The organism is Leclercia sp. M-A074-M, from assembly GCF_965195605.1.
Taxonomy (GTDB): Bacteria; Pseudomonadota; Gammaproteobacteria; order Enterobacterales; family Enterobacteriaceae; genus Enterobacter.
This window is the reverse complement of sequence record NZ_CBDAHM010000003.1, coordinates 178834-197910: the sequence shown is the minus strand read 5'-3', so window position 1 is coordinate 197910 and position 19077 is coordinate 178834. Positions and strand designations below refer to the sequence as shown.

14 protein-coding genes are annotated in these 19077 nt (G+C 56.4%); 11 read left to right on the top strand and 3 right to left on the bottom strand.

Annotated elements, in window-relative coordinates; all coding sequences use genetic code 11:
• Nucleotides 1–63 precede the first annotated feature (63 nt).
• Nucleotides 64–1416, bottom strand: coding sequence for a molecular chaperone (gene yegD / locus ACOKCT_RS07680; protein WP_103180233.1), 1353 nt, complete (start codon nt 1414–1416; stop codon nt 64–66).
• 133 nt (nt 1417–1549) lie between these two features.
• Here yegD and alkA point away from each other — a divergent pair, with 133 nt between their 5' ends.
• Nucleotides 1550–2416, top strand: coding sequence for a DNA-3-methyladenine glycosylase 2 (gene alkA / locus ACOKCT_RS07675; protein ID WP_159339568.1), 867 nt, complete (start codon nt 1550–1552; stop codon nt 2414–2416).
• On the opposite strand, the gene ACOKCT_RS07670 is transcribed toward alkA, so the two are convergent.
• Nucleotides 2384–5713: a diguanylate cyclase gene (locus tag ACOKCT_RS07670; RefSeq protein WP_159339567.1), complete on the bottom strand. Its 3330-nt coding sequence runs from the start codon at nt 5711–5713 to the stop codon at nt 2384–2386. The two genes, alkA and ACOKCT_RS07670, sit on opposite strands and share 33 nt — an antisense overlap.
• 343 nt (nt 5714–6056) lie before the next feature.
• On the opposite strand from ACOKCT_RS07670, the gene udk reads away from it, so the two are divergent.
• From udk to asmA, 3 genes are all read left to right on the top strand, one after another.
• The gene (gene udk / locus ACOKCT_RS07665; RefSeq protein ID WP_032612454.1) at nt 6057–6698 is read left to right on the top strand and encodes a uridine kinase; all 642 of its coding nucleotides are present in this window, start codon (nt 6057–6059) and stop codon (nt 6696–6698) included.
• 89 nt (nt 6699–6787) lie between these two features.
• Nucleotides 6788–7369, top strand: coding sequence for a dCTP deaminase (dcd, locus tag ACOKCT_RS07660; protein WP_103180230.1), 582 nt, complete (start codon nt 6788–6790; stop codon nt 7367–7369).
• Nucleotides 7370–7396: 27 nt separating this feature from the next.
• A complete protein-coding gene (gene asmA / locus ACOKCT_RS07655) occupies nt 7397–9250 on the top strand; it encodes an outer membrane assembly protein AsmA (RefSeq protein ID WP_420193342.1) in 1854 nt (617 codons plus the stop codon).
• A 39-nt stretch (nt 9251–9289) separates the two neighbouring features.
• Here asmA and ACOKCT_RS07650 read toward each other — a convergent pair whose 3' ends face one another.
• On the bottom strand, nt 9290–10873 hold the full coding sequence (locus tag ACOKCT_RS07650) for a TerC family protein (RefSeq protein WP_420193341.1): 1584 nt from the start codon (nt 10871–10873) through the stop codon (nt 9290–9292).
• A 691-nt stretch (nt 10874–11564) separates the two neighbouring features.
• Here ACOKCT_RS07650 and ACOKCT_RS07645 point away from each other — a divergent pair.
• Genes ACOKCT_RS07645 through wcaD form a run of 7 tightly spaced genes read left to right on the top strand, consistent with a single transcriptional unit; the run spans nt 11565 to nt 19075 of the window.
• On the top strand, nt 11565–12701 hold the full coding sequence (locus tag ACOKCT_RS07645; protein WP_103180227.1) for a polysaccharide export protein: 1137 nt from the start codon (nt 11565–11567) through the stop codon (nt 12699–12701).
• A 5-nt stretch (nt 12702–12706) separates the two neighbouring features.
• Entirely contained in the window at nt 12707–13150 is a 444-nt protein-coding gene (gene wzb, locus ACOKCT_RS07640) for a low molecular weight protein-tyrosine-phosphatase Wzb (protein WP_103180226.1), read from the top strand.
• 2 nt (nt 13151–13152) lie between these two features.
• The gene (gene wzc, locus ACOKCT_RS07635; RefSeq protein ID WP_420193340.1) at nt 13153–15315 is read left to right on the top strand and encodes a tyrosine-protein kinase Wzc; all 2163 of its coding nucleotides are present in this window, start codon (nt 13153–13155) and stop codon (nt 15313–15315) included.
• Nucleotides 15316–15335: 20 nt separating this feature from the next.
• Complete coding sequence (wcaA, locus tag ACOKCT_RS07630) at nt 15336–16175, top strand: colanic acid biosynthesis glycosyltransferase WcaA (RefSeq protein ID WP_420193339.1); 840 nt, start codon at nt 15336–15338, stop codon at nt 16173–16175.
• Nucleotides 16176–16177: 2 nt separating this feature from the next.
• On the top strand, nt 16178–16666 hold the full coding sequence (wcaB, locus tag ACOKCT_RS07625) for a colanic acid biosynthesis acetyltransferase WcaB (RefSeq protein ID WP_103181109.1): 489 nt from the start codon (nt 16178–16180) through the stop codon (nt 16664–16666).
• The gene (gene wcaC, locus ACOKCT_RS07620) at nt 16663–17880 is read left to right on the top strand and encodes a colanic acid biosynthesis glycosyltransferase WcaC (RefSeq protein WP_420193338.1); all 1218 of its coding nucleotides are present in this window, start codon (nt 16663–16665) and stop codon (nt 17878–17880) included. The genes wcaB and wcaC overlap by 4 nt, the downstream gene beginning before the upstream one ends.
• Entirely contained in the window at nt 17855–19075 is a 1221-nt protein-coding gene (gene wcaD, locus ACOKCT_RS07615; RefSeq protein ID WP_420193337.1) for a colanic acid polymerase WcaD, read from the top strand. The genes wcaC and wcaD overlap by 26 nt, the downstream gene beginning before the upstream one ends.
• Nucleotides 19076–19077 lie beyond the last annotated feature (2 nt).

The window sequence follows — 19077 nt, the reverse complement described above, 5'->3', positions numbered from 1 at the left end:
CCGGCCTACGGGTTGGATGCGGTCTGCGTGCCGGGTAAGGCGTAGCCGCCCGGCATTTCCAGCCTAGCTGAAGACCACCTGCGCCCAGCGCGCCAGCCCGGCGGTGACAGAGCCAAAATCATCACCCCCGGCAATCGGGATGCCCGGCAACTGCTGCGCCAGGGCTTTTTTGATCAGCGGCGAACGGGCGCTGCCGCCGGTCAGGTAGATCACGTCCGGCTTCTCATTGCCGTTATCCAGCGCCAGCTGCACCTGCTCGAGGATGCGCTGTAACGGATGCGCCAGCGCCGCCTCCAGCCCCTGCTGGCTGATGGCCGTCGCCAGCTCATCGCTGATGAACGGCAGCGTTACGGCGTGTTCTGCGGCCTCGGAGAGGGCAATTTTGCTCTCTTCCGCGCTGCGTACCACCCGGTAGCTCAGACGTTGACGCCACACTTTATGCAACAGCGCCACTTTGTCGCCATCCTGAGCGTCGCGGATCAGATCGTTAAGAAAACGGCCATTGGCGACACTGTAGAATTCGCTTTGCGCCGGCACATCGTTTATCGCCACGGCGTTCCACCACGGCAGGATCGGAAGCGCGGTGCCTTTTTCTGTCTGCCCGCCCATGCCGAGCAGCGGCATCAGGCTCTTAAAGGCCAGGGCGATGTCCAGGTCATTACCGCCAATACGACAGCCGCTGTGCCCCAGCAGGCTGTTCTCGCGATCCCGGCGCTGATGCCACTGCGGGCCCATCAGCAGCAGCGAGCAGTCGGTGGTTCCGCCGCCGATATCCACGACAAGTACCCGTTTTTCGCTCTCAAGCGTCGCCTCAAAATCGAGACCGGCAGCGACTGGCTCATACTGGAATACCACATCGCGGAAACCGGCACGCTGCGCGGCGCGTTCCAGAATCCCCTGCGCCTGCTGATTCGCGTCATCGCCGCCCAGCCCCTGGAAGTTAATCGGCCGGCCAATCACCGCCTGGGTGATCGTATCCGTCAGCTGAGTCTGGGCCTGCTGGCGAATATGCAGCATCATGGCGCAGACCAGATCTTCAAACAGCGCCACCTGCTGCGGCTTCAGGCCGCTGGCGCCGAGGAAAGATTTTGGCGACTTCACAAAGTAGACCTCTTCCGGATCCTCAATGTAGTGACCCAGGGAAGAGAGGCCAAACTGTACGCTGGCCGGGGTGACGTCGATATCTTCTTCGCGGTTAAAGCTCACAGCCCGACGCAGCAGCGCCTGGGTTTCTGTGCCGGTAGCCGGCACCTGATGATGGCGGTACAGCCACTCGCTCACCGCCTCGCGGGTCGGCGCGCAGAGCATCGACGGCAACAGCGTGCTGTTATTTTCCATTTTCAGCAGCTGCGGCTGCCCGTTTTGCATCACCGCAACTGAACAGTTGGCGGTGCCATAGTCAAATCCGATAAACACTTCAGCGTCCCCATGCCATTGAGAAGGGGCGAGACTGTAGCGAAATGTCTGGCTGGCGACAACAGGAATATGAAAGCAAGGCGCAGGTGGCAATCTCCGTTTATGCTGTGACAGGACAAAATAAGGAGCGACGATGTTTACCCTCACCTGGCAGCCGCCCTATGACTGGCAATGGATGTTGAAATTTCTTGGCGATCGCGCGGTCGCCGGGATTGAAACCGTGACCCCCACCGACTACACCCGCAGCTTTGCCTGCCAGGGACACCGGGGGCTGATCCGCGTTACGCCACAGCCCGGGGGCACGCTGGAAGTAGTGCTCAGCGAGGGCCTGCTGCCCATCGCTGAACTGTGCCTGGCACGGCTTACCCGCCTGTTCGATTTGCACTGCGATCCGCAGCAGATCGCTCAGGCGCTGGGCTCGCTCGGCGCCGCGCGGCCTGGCCTGCGCCTGCCGGGCTCGATGGATACCTGGGAGCAGGGCGTGCGCGCCATCCTCGGGCAGCTGGTCAGCGTGGCCATGGCCGCGAAACTCACTGCGAAGCTGGTGGCGCTATGTGGTGACCCCCTGCCGGAGGCGCCGGGCTATTGCTGTTTCCCGACGCCTGCCGCGGTAGCACAAACCGATCCGCTGGCACTGAAAGCGCTGGGCATGCCGCTGAAACGCGCAGAGTCGCTGATCCATCTGGCCCGGTCGGTCATGGCAGGGGATTTCCCGACAGAGACCCCGGCCGATATTGAAAGCGCGATTAAAGGGTTACAGACCCGGCCCGGAATTGGCCGCTGGACGGCAAACTACTTTGCCCTGCGCGGCTGGCAGGCAAAAGATGTCTTTCTGGCGGACGATTATCTGATTAAGCAGCGCTTTGCCGGCATGACGCCGGCGCAAATCCGCCGCTATGCTGAACGCTGGCAGCCGTGGCGCTCGTACGCCCTGCTGCATATCTGGTATACCGACGGCTGGTCGCCGTCAGTTGATGCCGAAATAGCTGGTATTCAGTAGCAGCTCCAGCGGCTGCGGCTCGCCAATGGTATTGCCGTAGATATAGTCGATGCCAATGCCGGAGAGGGTATCCATCATGATCGGTTGATTGCTCGGCCCGGCGATTGTTTTGATGCCCAGCCGCTGGGCGTGGCCCTGGATAATGGTCACCAGCATCTCATCCATCAGATTTCCGTGAACGTTCGCCACCAGCTCGGGATCGAGGAGGAGATAATCGGCCATCTGCGCGCTCAGGTGGTTGAACACCTCCATATCGCGGCCCACATGGCTCAGGATGATACGGCATCCGGCTTCACGCAGCTTCTGCAGATTGTGGTGGGTATTGTCATCCTCCTGCGTCAGGACGCTGACGTTAACGATCAGATGCAGCAGTCGCGGCTGCAGCGGACAGGCGCGCAGCATCTCCAGCAGTTCATCCACCAGCGTGGCGCTGGCAAGACCGGCCATGGAGAGCGGCAGGGCGACCCCGGTGCCTTTGTTGGTCAATGGGGTGGCGAAGTTGCGGAAAAACTCCTGCAAAATACGTCTGTCCAGGGCGTGGATTAACTCCGGCTCCGCCAGCCCCGCCCTGAAAGCCTGCTCTTCGAGCATCTCGCCGTCGTTGGTCCACAGGCGCAGGGCAAGCATCCAGAAGGTGCTGCTTTCAGGGATACGCGGCGAGGCGACGCTGCGGGCAATCATCAGCAGATGATTGTCTTTGATCATGTGCCACTGCTCGTCCAGCGAGATGGTGCCCGGCGCGTTCAGCATTCGCTCCTGTTGCGGTTCATACACCGTCACCACGCCACGGCCACTGTTCTTCGACGAGTAGCAGGCGATATCGGCCTGGGACATCACCTCTGAGGCCTGGTTATTGCGCTCGTCGATCTGGGTGATCCCGGCGCTGGCGCCGATGCGGTGCAGGCGGCCCTCCCACATAAAGTGATACCCATTGATGGCGTCGATGATGCGACCGGCAATATAGCGCGCGCTTTCGGTGTTGCAGTCCGGCAGCAGCAGGCCAAACTCATCCCCGCCCAGACGGGCCAGCATATCGGTAGAACGCAGCATGCTCAGCATCAGGGAGGAGAGCTCCCGCAGCAGCGCATCCCCCGCCGCGTGGCCTGCGGTGTCGTTGACGGCTTTAAAGCGGTCCAGATCGATAAACACCAGCGCGTGACGCTGGCGCGTCTCCTGCACGGTGTGCAACATCCGCTTAAGGGAAGCCTCAAAACTGACGCGGTTCGCCAGGTGGGTAAGGGCATCATGAGAAGCGTTATAGCTCAGCTCGCGCAGCATTTTACGCGATTCGGTAACGTCCTGAATAACCAGCACCGAGCCGATGTTCTGCCCGTCGAGGGTGCTTAGCGGGGTAATGCTGTAGTGAATATCGTAGCTGCCGCCGTTGCGGCTGTGCAGCACCACATCCTGTTCGATATCGCTACGGGACATATCTCCGCTATGGATGTTCTCCATCAGCGGGCCGTTATCGCCAAAGGTGATATGCAGGACCGAGAGGATCGGCTGCGACAGCGCCTCTTCCTGCAGCCAGCCGCTCATCTTCTCCGCCACCGGGTTCATAAAGGTGACGTTCATATTGATATCGGTACAGAGCACCGCTTCGCCGATGGAGTCGAGGGTAATATGCAGGCGCTCTTTTTCCTGGAACAGCGCCTCGTTCAGCTCTTTCACCTCGGTCATATCCATATTGATACCAAGCAGGCGCTCCACTTCACCCTGCTTATTCAGCACCCGGTTCGCCAGGGCGCGAATATGGCGGATACCGTCTTTTACCCGGATACGGAACTCCAGCTTGAACGGAACGCGGGCCGCCAGCGAATCCCGTACCACCTGTTCCGCCATGGCACGATCTTCCGGCAGCATGCACTCATGCCAGAGCTGCCAGGTGGGTTTAACATGGGCAGGCACTTCATACAGCTCGAACATGCGCTTATCCCAGCTGATAACGTTGGGTTTGACGTCCCACTCCCAGATACCAATTCCGCCAGCCTCGTTGGCAAGCGTAATACGTTCCATCAGTCGCTTGTTCACCCACTCGGTATGCTTGAGGTCGTTAATATCTTCAATCTGGGCAATAAAGTAGAGCGGGGTACCATCGGCGTGACGTACCAGGGAGACCGCGAGCAGAGCCCAGACCACCTCGCCGCTACGGGTGTAGTAACGCTTTTCCAGCGAGTAGCTGTTGATTTTGCCTTGCAGCAGTTGATCCAGTTGCTCCAGATCGCTCTCTAAATCTTCCGGCCAGGTAAGTTGCTGGAAGCTAAGGGAACGCAGCTCGGACTGGGAGTAGCCGAGGAACTGACACAGCGCTTTGTTCGCCTGCAGCCACTGCCCGTCGGTGCTGACCAGCGCCATACCGATAACGGAATACTCCATCGCGTTGCGAAAACGCTCTTCGCTCTCGGTAATGTGCTTACGCTCGGCGCGAAATGCGTACATCACCATCGTCATTACGTTGGCGGGCAGCAGCATCATCAGGAAGGGCAACCATGGGGCGTTGGTCATCGCGCCAAAATTTTGCGTGGTCAGCGGAACCGGATTTTTGGCAATCATCAACGACACCATCATTACCGTCACCAGGAAGACCAGGAAGGCTTCAAGACGCGGCAGACGCACGGCGCTCCACATCAGCAGAACAATGATGGCCGTAAAGGGCCAGGGCAAAAAATGCAGAGCGATCCAGCTCAGAATCAGCGTCACTGCCATGGTCAGCAGGGTTTCAAACAGCAGGCGCGGGTTGCGATGGCGCAGCAGATAGTGCGGCTTAAACAGCAGGCCTAATGGCACCAGCGCCAGCGAGCCGACAGATTCTGACAGCACCCAGACCATAAAGGTGCGCAGCGGCTCGTCGCTTGGGACCAGCAGCCAGACCAGTACGCCGCCCAGCAGGGGCGGGATAAGCGCGCTGCCGATCGCCAGACGGATCCAGTCTCCGAGATTCTGTAAGGGGTTGTAGGCGGGGAGCAGTTTGCGCAGCAGTAAAGCACCGGCAAAGGCCTCCACAACGTTGATGCCCGTGTACCACAGGTTGACGGTGTCCCAGGAGAAGATAAGCCAGGTGGCGAAGATATTCCCGACGCTACAGGCGAGGGCGATCCCGGGCCACATCTTTCCGGCGTGGCGGTAAAACGCCACCATCATAATTGAGGTCGGGAACCATAAAGGTGCTAAAAAAGTGCCTAAACGCGTTAATTCGAGCGAGAAAAGTGTGAATATAAAGGTAACCAGTCCAAGACTGACAAGCCGTAGTAAAGGATGTGGCGTAGTGACCAAAACGCGCTGGTATTTTTTATTCATTACCGCTCTATCCGAAGACACCATGCCGCCAGGAGTCTTCTCCAGACGAGTTCATTTTTTAATTTTGATCATGCTAGTACAAACAATTTACAATTTATATGGTATGCGCTCATAAATTGACATCACAGCATTATTAAATACTTATCCTGCAAAAAATTCATCTTTGGCGCTGGAAAAGTAGCCGAAAAAATTTGTATCAGGAGTAATCTGCACGGACTTTGAACGTGTCTCGCATAACATTTCTATTCGGCTGGTATCAGGCCGATGAAATCCCTATAATTGCCGCGTTTGACGCTCAGGCGTCGTCCTTCCTTACATCCAGGTTACTCAGGTCGCAAAATTTATGACTGATAAGTCTCATCAGTGCGTCATTATAGGCATCGCCGGCGCATCGGCTTCAGGTAAAAGTCTCATTGCCAGTACGCTTTACCGTGAATTACGTGAACAGGTCGGTGATGAGCACATCGGCGTTATTCCAGAAGACAGCTATTACAAAGATCAAAGCCATCTGTCGATGGAAGAGCGTGTCAAGACCAACTATGACCATCCCAGCGCGATGGACCACAGCTTGTTATTCCAGCATCTTCAGGCCCTGAAGAACGGCACTGCCATTGAGCTGCCCGTCTATAGCTATGTTGAACACACCCGTCTGCAGGAAACCGTGCGCATTGCGCCGAAAAAGGTCATTATCCTCGAAGGGATCCTGCTGCTCACCGACGCCCGTCTGCGCGAATCCATGAACTTCTCGATTTTTGTCGACACCCCGCTGGATATCTGCCTGATGCGCCGCATCAAACGCGACGTGAACGAACGCGGCCGCTCAATGGATTCGGTGATGGCGCAATACCAGAAAACGGTCCGCCCAATGTTCCTGCAGTTTATTGAACCGTCCAAACAGTACGCCGATATCATCGTGCCGCGCGGGGGTAAAAACCGCATCGCTATTGATATTCTGAAAGCGAAAATCAGCCAGTTTTTTGAATAACACGCGCGAATTGTGTACCGTTCAAAGATAACCGGGCTCGCCCTCCGGCTCTGGTGGCCTGAGGGCGCGCTGCACGAAAGGAGAAAGTGATGCGTCTTTGTGACCGAGATATTGAAGCCTGGCTGGACGAAGGACGTCTGAGCATTACCCCGCGCCCGCCAGTCGAGCGCATTAACGGCGTGACTGTCGATGTCCGTCTGGGGAATAAGTTTCGTACCTTTAGCGGCCATACCGCGCCCTTTATCGACCTCAGTGGGCCGAAAGATGAAGTCAGCGCCGCACTCGATCGGGTGATGAGCGACGAAATCGTGCTGGACGACGGCGAGGCGTTCTATTTACATCCGGGTGAACTGGCGCTGGCCGTCACCTTTGAATCCATCACCCTGCCTGCGGATCTGGTTGGCTGGCTCGACGGACGTTCGTCGCTGGCGCGTCTGGGGCTGATGGTACACGTGACTGCGCACCGTATCGATCCGGGCTGGTCAGGGCGTATCGTGCTGGAGTTCTTCAACGCCGGTAAACTGCCCCTGGCGCTGCGTCCGGGCATGATGATTGGCGCGTTGAGTTTCGAGCCGTTAACCGGCCCGGCGGCACGTCCTTACAACCGCCGCCAGGATGCTAAATATCGCGATCAGCAGGGTGCTGTCGCCAGTCGTATTGATAAAGATTGAGCTTAAATCCGGTCCATTGAGGAAGCCATGAGAAGAGTTCTGACAACGCTGATGATTTTGCTGGTGGTGCTGATTGCAGGCCTGTCAGCGTTGGTTCTGTTGGTCAATCCCAATGACTTTCGCACCTACATGGTGCGTCAGGTGGAGGCGCGCAGCGGCTATGTCCTGAAGCTGGATGGCCCGCTGCGCTGGCACGTCTGGCCGCAGCTTAGCATCCTTTCCGGACGCATGTCCCTCACCGCGCCGGGGGCGTCGGTGCCGATGGTGACTGCCGACAATATGCGCCTTGACGTGGCGTTAATGCCGCTGCTGTCGCATCAGTTGCAGGTCAATGAGGTGATGCTCAAAGGGGCGGTGATCCAGCTGACCCCGCAGTCTGAAGCGGTACGTAATGCCGATGCGCCGGTGGCCCCGCGTGAAAACACGCTGCCGGATAAAGCCGAGGATACCGGCTGGTCATTCGATATTGGCCGTCTGAAGGTGGCTGACAGCCTGCTGGTGTTCCAGCACGAGGGGGACGAGCAGGTCACGGTTCGCAATCTCAACCTGCAGATGGAACAGGATGAACACCACAAAGGCAAAATCGATTTTAGCGCCCGCGTGAACCGCAATCAGCGCGATCTGAACCTCGCATTTAGCGCTAACGTCAACGCCTCTGACTATCCGCATCTGCTGAGCGCCGACATTGAGCAGCTCACCTGGCAACTGACCGGCGTCGATCTGCCGGCGCAGGGCATCAGCGGGCAGGGCACCTTACAGGTTCAGTGGCGCGAGGAGCAGAAACAGCTCGCGCTCAATCAACTCAATTTGCAGGCTAATGACAGTGCCCTCACTGGGCAGGCCCGCGTGATCCTGGGTACCGACCCGCAGTGGAACATGAATCTGCAGTTCGACAGGCTTAATCTGGAAAATCTGCTCCCGGCGCAGGCGACCGCAGCGGCAAACAATCAGGCGGTACAGCAGGGGCAAAATCAGGCCAGAGCCCAGCGCCCGGTTATCGCCTCCAGTCTGGACCAGCCTGATTACAACGGTCTGCGTGGCTTCAGTGCCGATATCCAGCTCAAAGCCAACAGCGTACGCTGGCGTGGGATGGACTTCACCCAGGTCAGCAGCCAGATGAGCAACGAGAACGGGCTTCTGACCATTGCGGAACTGAGCGGTAAATTGGGGGAAGGGCAGCTCTCCTTGCCCGGTACGCTCGACGTGCGTAAAGCCACCGCCCAGACCACCTTCCAGCCGCGTCTCGATAACATTGAGATCGGCACCATCCTGAAGGCCTTTAATTATCCGATTGCGCTGACCGGCAGCCTGAACCTGGCCGGGGACTTCTCCGGCAGCAAGATTGACGCGGAAGCCTTCCGCCATAACTGGCAGGGTAAGGCGCATCTGGAAATGCACAATACCCGCATGGAAGGGCTTAACTTCCAGCAGCTGGTGCAGCAGGCGGTGGAGCGCAGCAGTAACGTGAAGGTCAAAGACAACTTTGACAATGCGACCCGTCTGGACAGCTTTGTCACCGATCTGACCCTCAATAAGGGGCAGGTGACGCTGGAGGGGATGCAGGGCGAATCACCAATGTTGATGCTCGAAGGCAACGGCACGCTGGATCTGGTTAAGGAGACCGCCGACACCCGCTTCAAAGTTCGGGTGCTGGAGGGCTGGCTTGGCGAAGGTAAGCTGGTCGATTTCCTGAAAACGACGCCGATCCCGCTGAATGTCTACGGCAAATGGCAGGCGCTGAACTACACCCTGCAGGTGGATCAGCTGCTGCGTAAGCATCTCCAGGATGAAGCGAAACGTCGTCTGAGCGACTGGGCAGTGAAGAATAAAGAGTCGAAGAACGGGAAAGATGTGAAGAAGTTGCTGGATAAGCTTCAGTAGCGCTATCTCCCCTCACCCGAGAGGGTGAGGGGAACCGCATCACACCTCGTAATCCACATCATCCTCCGTGATCAGCGGGATTAGTTGTACCTTCTGCACCCGGTGGTTCTCCACCTCCAGCGTTTTCAGCGCGTAATCACCCACCTTCACCTCTTCCCCCGGCTGGGGGATTCGCTGCAGGTTCTCCATCAGCAGCCCGGCGATGGTATGATATTCGCGCTTATCATCCAGCGGCAACGGCACATACTGCACCAGATCTTCCAGCGGCATATGGCCGTTCGCGGTCCAGCTTCCGTCGGCGTTCTTCTGGATATCATGCCGGGCGTCGATCTCTTCCACTTCGTTTGGCAGGTTACCCGCGATGGTCTCCATCACGTCGCTAAGGGTGACAATCCCCTCCACGGAACCAAACTCATCCACCACAAAAGCAAAGTGGGTGCGCGCGTTGCGGAACTGCTCCAGGGCCTGCAGCAGCGGCAGCACCTCCGGGAAGACCAGCGGCTGACGGATCAGCACCCGCAGGTTTAACGGCTCGCCGCGCAGTTGCTGATTGAGCAGATCAATCACATGAACCACCCCCAGCAGCTCCTCTTCCCGGTCGCTACCGGTGACCACAATGCGGGTGTGCTGGTTTTTATCCAGCAGCGCACGGATGGTCGCCTCCGGGGCATTGAGGTCGATATGCTCGATATCATGGCGCGAGGTCATGATGCTGCTGACGGAGCGCTGGTTCAGGTGGAGCACCCGCTCAATCATCCGCCGCTCCTGAGGAGCGAAGATCGGGCTGTTGTCATGGTCGGCCAGCAGGGAGGCGGACTGCGCATCCAGCTCGGCATCCTCCTTTTTACCGCTCAGCAGACGAATCACCGTCTCGGCGGTGCGCTGGCGCAGCGTCTGATTGGCGGAGAGAAAGCGACGGCGGTTGAAAATCGCCAGCTGGTTCAGCGCCTCGATTATCACCGAGAAGCCGATCGCGGCGTAGAGATACCCCTTCGGAATATGGAAACCAAAACCGTCCGCCACGAGACTAAAGCCAATCATCAGCAGGAAGCTCAGGCAGAGAATGACAATGGTCGGGTGGTCGTTAACGAAGCGCGTCAGCGCCTTGCTGGCCATCACCATCAGCGCAATGGCAATAATGACGGCGGCCATCATGACGGGCAGATGATCGACCATCCCCACGGCGGTGATGACTGAATCCAGCGAGAAGACGGCGTCCAGCACCACGATTTGCGCCACCACCGCCCAGAACTTCGCCCCACGGCGTTGGGTGGGGTTCTCGCTGTCCTTGCCTTCCAGCCTTTCGTTGAGTTCGACAGTGGCTTTGAAGATCAGGAAAAATCCCCCAAACAGCATGATCAGATCGCGGGCGCTGAAGCCAAAGCCGTGGACGGTAAACAGCGGGCGGGTGAGGGTCACCAGCCAGGAGATAGAGGCCAACAGCAGCAGGCGCATGACCATCGCCATTAACAGACCGGTGATGCGGGCGCGGTCGCGCTGAGCAGGGGGCAGTTTTTCGGCGAGAATGGCGATAAAGACCAGGTTATCGATACCGAGCACAAGTTCCAGCACCACCAGGGTGACCAGACCGGCCCATATTGATGGATCTGCTATCCATTCCATAGTGAGCGTAATACCTTTCGTTATATGACAATTGTCACATTTCGATCATGGATACTGCGCCAGAAAAATGCAATGCCGGCCAGGCATTTATCTGCATAGATTTTCCTTATCTGGCCGGTAATAAACCCTGCATTCTGTGCGTTAATATCGGAATAACTCCGAATCAATAAAAATAAGAAATATCGCAGGGTCAATGGTGTTATTTAATAATGTCAATATAAAGCTATTCCTAAAAACACGGAAATGCGACCGTTAATATTATTCTTAAAAGCCACGCCTTCGTTGATGATTCCTTGCCTGCTTTTCAGATAGCTGCAACAATTCTTTCAGCATCAAATAGCGGTCGTTTTTGGTGCTATTTCTGTGTCGGTTTAATGACCTGAAAAATGTATATCGTGTTCGGATTAATCCTGCCCGTTATATTTTCTCATTAAACCCTGTCAAAGAGGGTGCTTGCCCCTAACTAGCTGTTTAAACAGTAGATTGGTAACTGAAAGCCAAGGGCGGTAGCGTGCCTGAAAGCGTGTTAATCAGCCTCGATTATTCTGTCAATAGCCTGAGAGCGAATAAGCTTCTTTTAGGACTGATGCCAGTTATATTTCTCTTTTATTGACTGCATGCTAAAAGTAATACGCCTTCGCACTTATTTAAATGCACAGGATAATTACTCTGCCATAGTGATAAATAATCAATGATGAAATCCAAAATGAAATTGATGCCATTATTGGTCTCTGTGACCTTGATGAGTGGTTGTACGATCTTCCCCGGCAGCAATATCTCAACTTCCGGTAAGGATGTGATTAAACAGCAGGATGCTGATTTTGACATCAACCGCATGGTTAACGTTTATCCCATGACCCCGCAGCTGGTTGAACAATTACGCCCTCGCCCGATTGTCGCACGGCCGAATGTCGATCTCGACCAGGAGATCGCCAACTACCAGTACCGCGTCGGGCCCGGGGACGTGATTAACGTCACCGTCTGGGATCACCCGGAGCTGACCACCCCGGCGGGGCAGTATCGTAGCTCCAGCGATACCGGTAACTGGGTTCAGGCAGATGGCACCATGTTCTATCCCTATGTCGGCAAACTTCGCGTGGCGGGCAAAACGCTCGCACAGATCCGTAGTGATATTACCGGCCGTTTAGCGCAGTACATCGCTGACCCGCAGGTGGACGTTAATATCGCCGCATTCCGTTCGCAGAAAGTCTATGTCTCCGGCCAGGTGAATAAATCCGGCCAACAGCCGATCACCAACGTGCCGCTGACGGTGCTTGACGCCATCAACTCCGCGGGCGGGCTCACTGATGGCGCCGACTGGCGCAATGTGGTGCTGACCCATAAAGGCAAAGAGGAGCGTATCTCCCTGCAGGCGCTGATGCAGAACGGCGATCTGAGCCAGAACCGTCTGCTCTATCCGGGCGACATCCTGTTCGTGCCGCGCAATGACGACCTGAAAGTGTTCGTGATGGGTGAAGTGAAGAAACAGAGCACCCTCAAGATGGACCTGAGCGGTATGACCCTGACCGAAGCGCTGGGCAACGCGGAAGGGCTGGATATGAGCACCTCCGACGCCAGCGGTATCTTCGTGATCCGTCCGATTACAGGAAACAATGCGAAGGGCAAGATTGCCAACGTCTACCAGCTGGATATGTCTGATGCCACCTCACTGGTGATGGCGACCGGCTTCCGCCTCCAGCCGTATGACGTGGTCTATGTCACCACCGCGCCGATAACGCGCTGGAACCGTGTGATGAACCAGCTGATGCCGACCATCAACAATATCCATACCATGACCGACACGGTACATCAGTACCACAACTGGTGATAACGATGTTTAACAAAATTCTGGTGGTTTGTGTGGGGAATATCTGCCGTTCCCCTACCGCTGAGCGGCTACTTAAGCAGTACCAACCGCAGCTCACCGTGGCGTCAGCCGGGTTGGGCGCGCTGGTGGGCAAAGGGGCCGATGAGCGTGCAAGTCAGGTTGCGGCAGAGCATCAGCTTTCACTCGACGGGCATTGCGCCCGTCAGGTGACGGCCAGCCTGTGCCGGGACTACGACCTGATCCTCGCGATGGAAAAACGCCACATTCATGCCCTGTGCGATATCGCACCGGAGATGCGCGGCAAAGTGATGCTGTTTGGTCACTGGGACAACGAGCGTGAGATCCCCGACCCGTACCGCAAAAGCCATGAAGCGTTTGAGGCGGTTTACACCTTACTCGACCAGTCTGCCCGCCAGTGGGCAGAGGCACTGAACGTTCAGCAGGGATAATAATGACAGCAAACGTAAAACCTTCTGCCGCCCCGAGTGCGGGCAGTGATGAAATTGATATTGGTCGTCTGATCGGAACCGTGGTCGAGGCGCGCTGGTGGGTGATTGGCATCACCGCGCTCTTTGCCGTTGCGGCGGTGATTTACACCTTTTTTGCCACCCCGATCTACAGCGCCGACGCGCTGGTACAAATAGAGCAAAACACCGGCAATTCGCTGGTGCAGGACATCGGTTCGGCGCTGGCAAACAAGCCGCCCGCCTCACAGGCGGAAATTGAGCTGATCCAGTCCCGCCTGGTGCTGGGAAAAACCGTGGACGATCTGGATCTCGACATCGGCGTCACTAAAAACACCTTCCCGGTGTTTGGTGCGGGCTGGGACCGGTTGATGGGCCGTCAGAATGATACGGTTAAAGTGACCACCTTCCAGCTTCCTGCCGGGGGCGCCAGCCAGGAGTTTACCCTTGAAGTGCTGGGGAAAGATCAGTATCAGCTTACCAGCGACGCCGGGTTTAGCGCCCGCGGCAAGGTGGGGGAGATGCTGAATAAAGATGGCGTCAGCATGATGGTCAGCGACATCCATGCCCAGAGCGGCAGCGAGTTCACCGTCAGCAAATTCTCAATGCTCGGGATGATCAATAATCTGCAGGGCAACCTGTCGGTCACCGAAACCGGAAAGGATACCGGGGTGCTGAGACTGACCTTTACCGGCGAGGATAAGGACAAGATCCGCGACATTCTCAACAGCATTACCCGCAACTACCAGGCGCAGAACGTGAAGCGTAAGTCGGAAGAGGCGTCAAAAAGCCTCGACTTCCTCGCGAAACAGCTCCCGGAAGTGCGCGCCCATCTGGATCAGGCCGAGAACAAGCTCAACGCTTTCCGTCAGGATAAAGACTCCGTCGACCTGCCGCTCGAAGCGAAGTCGGTGCTGGATTCGATGGTCAATATCGACGCCCAGATCAACGAGCTGACCTTTAAAGAGGCGGAAATTTCCAAACTCTACACCAAACGCCATCCGGCCTACCGTACGCTGCTGGAAAAACGCCAGACGCTGGAAGAGGAAAAAGCCAAACTCAATAACCGCGTCACCGCGATGCCAAAGACTCAGCAGGAGATCCTGCGTCTGACCCGCGACGTGGAGTCTGGCCAGCAGGTCTATATGCAGCTGCTGAACAAACAGCAGGAGCTGAAGATCACCGAGGCGAGCACCGTTGGCGATGTGCGTATTGTCGACCCGGCCATCACCCAGCCGGGCGTGCTGAAGCCGAAGAAGGCGCTGATTATTCTCGGCAGCATTATTCTCGGTCTGATGCTCTCCATCGTCGGCGTACTGCTGCGCTCCCTGTTTAACTGTGGGATCGAAAGCCCGCAGGTTCTGGAGGAGCACGGCATCAACGTCTACGCCAGCATCCCGCTGTCGGAGTGGCAGAAATCGCGTGACAGCGTCAAAACGTCCAATGGCATCAAACGTTACAAGCAGAGCCAGCTGCTGGCAGTCGGCAATCCGACGGATCTGGCTATCGAGGCTATCCGCAGCCTGCGCACCAGCCTGCACTTCGCCATGATGCAAGCCAGCAACAACGTATTGATGCTCAGCGGGGTCAGCCCCTCCATCGGCAAGACCTTTGTCTGCGCCAACCTGGCGGCGGTAGTCAGCCAGACCAACAAGCGCGTGCTGCTGATCGACTGCGATATGCGTAAGGGCTATACCCACGAGCTGCTCGGCACGAACAACGTAAACGGTCTGTCGGACATCCTGCTGGGCAAGGGCGATATCAGCCAGTGCGCGAAGCCGACCTCCATCCCTAACTTTGACCTGGTCACGCGCGGACAGGTGCCGCCGAACCCATCGGAACTGCTGATGAGCGAACGCTTTACCCAGCTGGTGAAGTGGGCCAGTGAAAACTATGACCTGGTGCTGATCGACACCCCGCCAATCCTCGCGGTAACGGATGCGGCAATTGTCGGTCGCCATGCGGGCACCACGCTGATGGTGGCGCGCTACGCGGTGAACACCCTGAAAGAGGTCGAAACCAGCCTCAGCCGCTTCGAACAGAACGGCATTGCGGTGAAAGGGGTGATCCTCAACTCCATCTTCCGCCGCGCCACCGGGTATCAGGATTACGGGTATTACGAGTACGAATATAAGTCGGACAGCAAGTAATGAGCCATTCGGGGAACACCATGACACCACGTCCTTTGATTTCCATTTATATGCCGACATGGAACCGTCAGCAGCTGGCGATCCGTGCGATAAAATCGGTATTACGCCAGGATTATGACCACTGGGAATTGATCATCGTCGATGACTGCTCCTCCTCGTACGAGCAGCTCCAGAAGTTTGTCGCTGACCTGGACGACCCGCGGGTGATCTACACCCATAACGCCATTAACTCCGGCGCCTGCGCGGTCCGCAATCAGGCTATTTTGCAGGCCTCTGGCCAGTATCTGACCGGTATTGACGATGACGACGAGTGGACGCCAAACCGGCTGTCTACCTTCCTGGCGCATCAGCATCACCTGGTTACCCACGCCTTTTTGTACGCCAACGACTATGTTTGCGAGGGGGAGGTCTACTCTCAGCCCGCCAGCCTGCCGTTGTACCCAAAATCGCCGTACTCCCGCAGCCTGTTCTACAAGCGCAACATTATCGGCAATCAGGTCTTTACCTGGGCGTGGCGCTTCAAGGAGTGCCTGTTCGATACGTCACTGGCCGCCGCCCAGGATTACGACATCTTCCTGCGGATGGTGGTGGAGTATGGCGAGCCGTGGAAGGTAGAAGAAGCCACCCAGATCCTGCACATCAATCATGGTGAAATGCAGATCACCTCGTCGCCGAAGAAGTTTTCCGGCTACTTCCACTTCTACCGCAAGCACCGGGATAAGTTCGACCGCGCCAGCCGCAAGTATCAGCTCTTTACGCTGTATCAGATCCGCAATAAGCGGATGAACTGGCGCACCCTGTTGACGCTGATTTCGGTCCGTAACGGTAAGCGTCTGGCCGACGGACTGCGGGGGAAATAATGGTGCTGGAAGATTGTCGCGCAAACAGCTGGAGCCTGCGCCCCTGCTGCATGGTGCTGGCCTACCGGGTGGCCCATTTTTGCTCGGTGTGGCGCAAAAAAAACGTCCTTAACAATCTCTGGGCGGCGCCGGTTCTGGTGCTTTACCGCCTCATCACCGAGTGCATTTTCGGCTACGAAATCCAGGCTGCGGCCACCATCGGCCGCCGCTTCACCATTCACCACGGCTATGCCGTGGTGATCAATAAATTCGTGGTCGCCGGGGATGATTTTACCATCCGCCACGGGGTGACCCTCGGTAACCGCGGCCCGGACAGCCTGGCCTGTCCGGTCATCGGCAATAACGTTGAGCTGGGTGCCAACGTGGTGATGATCGGTGATATCACCGTCGGTAATAACGTCACCGTGGGGGCAGGAAGCGTAGTGCTGGACAGCATCCCCGACAACGCGCTGGTGGTGGGCGAGAAGGCCCGCGTGAAGGTGATCAAATGAACATTCTGCAATTTAATGTCCGTCTCGCCGAGGGCGGGGCGGCAGGTGTGGCGCTGGATCTGCACCAGCGCGCGCTGCAAAAAGGACTTCAGTCGCGCTTTATCTACGGCTACGGCAAGGGCGGTAAAAAAAGCGTCAGCCACGATCGCTACCCGCAGGTGGTGAAACATACCCCGCGCCTGACCTCGGTGGCCAATATTGCCCTGTTCCGTCTGTTTAACCGCGATCTCTTTGGCAATCTTAACCGCCTCTATCGCACCGTTACCCGCACGCCGGGCCCGGTAGTGCTCCATTTTCACGTCCTGCACAGCTACTGGCTGAAACTGGAAGAGGTCGTGGCGTTTTGCCAGAAGGTGCAGGCGCACAAACCCGACACCACGTTCGTCTGGACCCTGCACGATCACTGGAGCGTCACTGGCCGCTGCGCCTTTACCGACGGCTGCGAAGGCTGGAAAACGAACTGCCAGAAGTGCCCGACGCTCAGCAACTATCCGCCGGTGAAGGTGGATCGCGCCCATAAGCTGGTAGATGGCAAGCGTCAGCTGTTCCGTGACATGCTGGCGCTGGGCTGCCAGTTCATCTCCCCCAGCCAGCATGTGGCCGACGCTTTTAACAGCCTGTACGGGGCAGGGCGCTGCCGGATCATCAATAACGGTATCGACGTGGCGACAGAGGCGATTCTGGCAGAGCTGACCCCGGTCGCCGTTACCGCCGGCAAGCCGAAAATTGCCGTCGTCGCTCACGATCTGCGCTACGACGGCAAAACCAACCAGCAGCTGGTGCGGGATATGATGGCGCTTGGCGGCAAGATCGAGCTGCACACCTTCGGCAAATTCTCGCCGTTTGAAGGGCCGAACGTGGTGAACCACGGCTTCGAAACCGACAAACGCAAACTGATGAGCGCCCTGAACGGGATGGATGCGCTGGTGTTCAGCTCCAGGGTGGATAACTACCCGCTGATCCTGTGCGAAGCGCTCTCCATCGGAGTACCGGTGATCGCCACCCACAGCGACGCCGCGCGGGAAGTACTGGAAAAATCGGGGGGCAAAACCTTCAGCGAAGAGGAAGTGCTGCCTCTGGTGCAGCTGGCGAAAGCGGATATCGCCCAGGCGGTATTTGGCACCTCCCTTGAGGCATTCCGCACCCGCAGCCGCCAGGCCTACAGTGGACAACAGATGCTGGAGGAGTATGTCTCGTTCTATCAGAATCTGTAGCTATCTGCTGCTGCCGCTCATCTACCTGCTGGTCAACGTCAAGATTGCCCAGCTGGGAGAGAGCTTCCCCATCACTATCGTGACCTTTTTACCGCTGCTGCTGTTGCTGTTTGTCGACAAAATCAGCGTGAAAAAGCTGATGATAGCGCTGGGGCTGGGGGCGGGGCTGACGGCCTTCAACTACATTTTTGGTCAGTCGCTGGATGCCAGTAAATACGTTACTTCCACCATGCTGTTTGTTTATATCGTCATCATTATCGGCATGGTGTGGAGTATCCGCTTTAAAACCGTCTCGCCGCACAATTATCGGAAGATCCTCAGGTTCTTTTATCTGGTCATTGGAATCATTGTCACCCTCGCCGCACTGGAGATGGCGCAAATTATTCTGACCGGTGGCAGTAGCCTGATGGAAATAATTTCGAAATATCTTATTTACAGTAATAGCTATGTACTGAATTTCATTAAATTTGGCGGCAAACGTACCACAGCGCTCTATTTTGAACCGGCATTCTTCGCTCTGGCGTTAATCTCAATTTGGCTCAGCATCAAACAGTTTGGTATCAAAACGCCCAAGAGCGATGCTATGATTCTTACAGGAATCGTTCTGTCAGGATCGTTCTCCGGGGTTATGACGTTTATTCTGTTTTACCTTCTGGAGTGGGCGTTCCAGTATCTGAATAAAGAGGCGATCAGGAAAAAGTTACCTTTAGCGATCATTTCATTGTCCGTCTTTTTAGTCGGGGTGGTATTTGCCTTTCCGTATATTTCCGAGCGTCTGGGTGATTTGGGCACCGAAGGATCATCCTCTTATTACCGTATTATCGGTCCGCTGGTGATGGTGGGGTACTCTTTAACCCATATTGACGGTGTAGTCAGATTTGGCTCACTTTATGAATATGTCGCATCATTCGGAATCTTTAACGGTGCGGACGTCGGAAAAACAATAGACAATGGCTTGTATCTGCTGATTATTTATTTTTCATGGTTCGCAGTATTATTCACGGCGTGGTATCTGTTTAAAGTTTTCAAAATGATGATCAGCGCCTTTGGTGATAATCAGAATTTTCGCGTACAGCTTTACCTCTTTACGCCAGTATCGCTGTTTTTTACCGGGTCAATATTTAGCCCAGAGTATGCATTTTTGATTGTATGCCCGTTTATTTTGCGCAAGGCGCTTAATATTACGCATTCATAACG

What these genes read in the sequence shown, in the direction of transcription:
- alkA (WP_159339568.1), top strand. Translation starts at nt 1,550, where the DNA reads ATGTTTACCCTCACCTGGCAGCCGCCCTATGACTGGCAATGGATGTTG.
- ACOKCT_RS07670 (WP_159339567.1), bottom strand. Translation starts at nt 5,713, where the DNA reads ATGAATAAAAAATACCAGCGCGTTTTGGTCACTACGCCACATCCTTTA.
- udk (WP_032612454.1), top strand. Translation starts at nt 6,057, where the DNA reads ATGACTGATAAGTCTCATCAGTGCGTCATTATAGGCATCGCCGGCGCA.
- dcd (WP_103180230.1), top strand. Translation starts at nt 6,788, where the DNA reads ATGCGTCTTTGTGACCGAGATATTGAAGCCTGGCTGGACGAAGGACGT.
- asmA (WP_420193342.1), top strand. Translation starts at nt 7,397, where the DNA reads ATGAGAAGAGTTCTGACAACGCTGATGATTTTGCTGGTGGTGCTGATT.
- ACOKCT_RS07650 (WP_420193341.1), bottom strand. Translation starts at nt 10,873, where the DNA reads ATGGAATGGATAGCAGATCCATCAATATGGGCCGGTCTGGTCACCCTG.
- ACOKCT_RS07645 (WP_103180227.1), top strand. Translation starts at nt 11,565, where the DNA reads ATGATGAAATCCAAAATGAAATTGATGCCATTATTGGTCTCTGTGACC.
- wzb (WP_103180226.1), top strand. Translation starts at nt 12,707, where the DNA reads ATGTTTAACAAAATTCTGGTGGTTTGTGTGGGGAATATCTGCCGTTCC.
- wzc (WP_420193340.1), top strand. Translation starts at nt 13,153, where the DNA reads ATGACAGCAAACGTAAAACCTTCTGCCGCCCCGAGTGCGGGCAGTGAT.
- wcaA (WP_420193339.1), top strand. Translation starts at nt 15,336, where the DNA reads ATGACACCACGTCCTTTGATTTCCATTTATATGCCGACATGGAACCGT.
- wcaC (WP_420193338.1), top strand. Translation starts at nt 16,663, where the DNA reads ATGAACATTCTGCAATTTAATGTCCGTCTCGCCGAGGGCGGGGCGGCA.
- wcaD (WP_420193337.1), top strand. Translation starts at nt 17,855, where the DNA reads ATGTCTCGTTCTATCAGAATCTGTAGCTATCTGCTGCTGCCGCTCATC.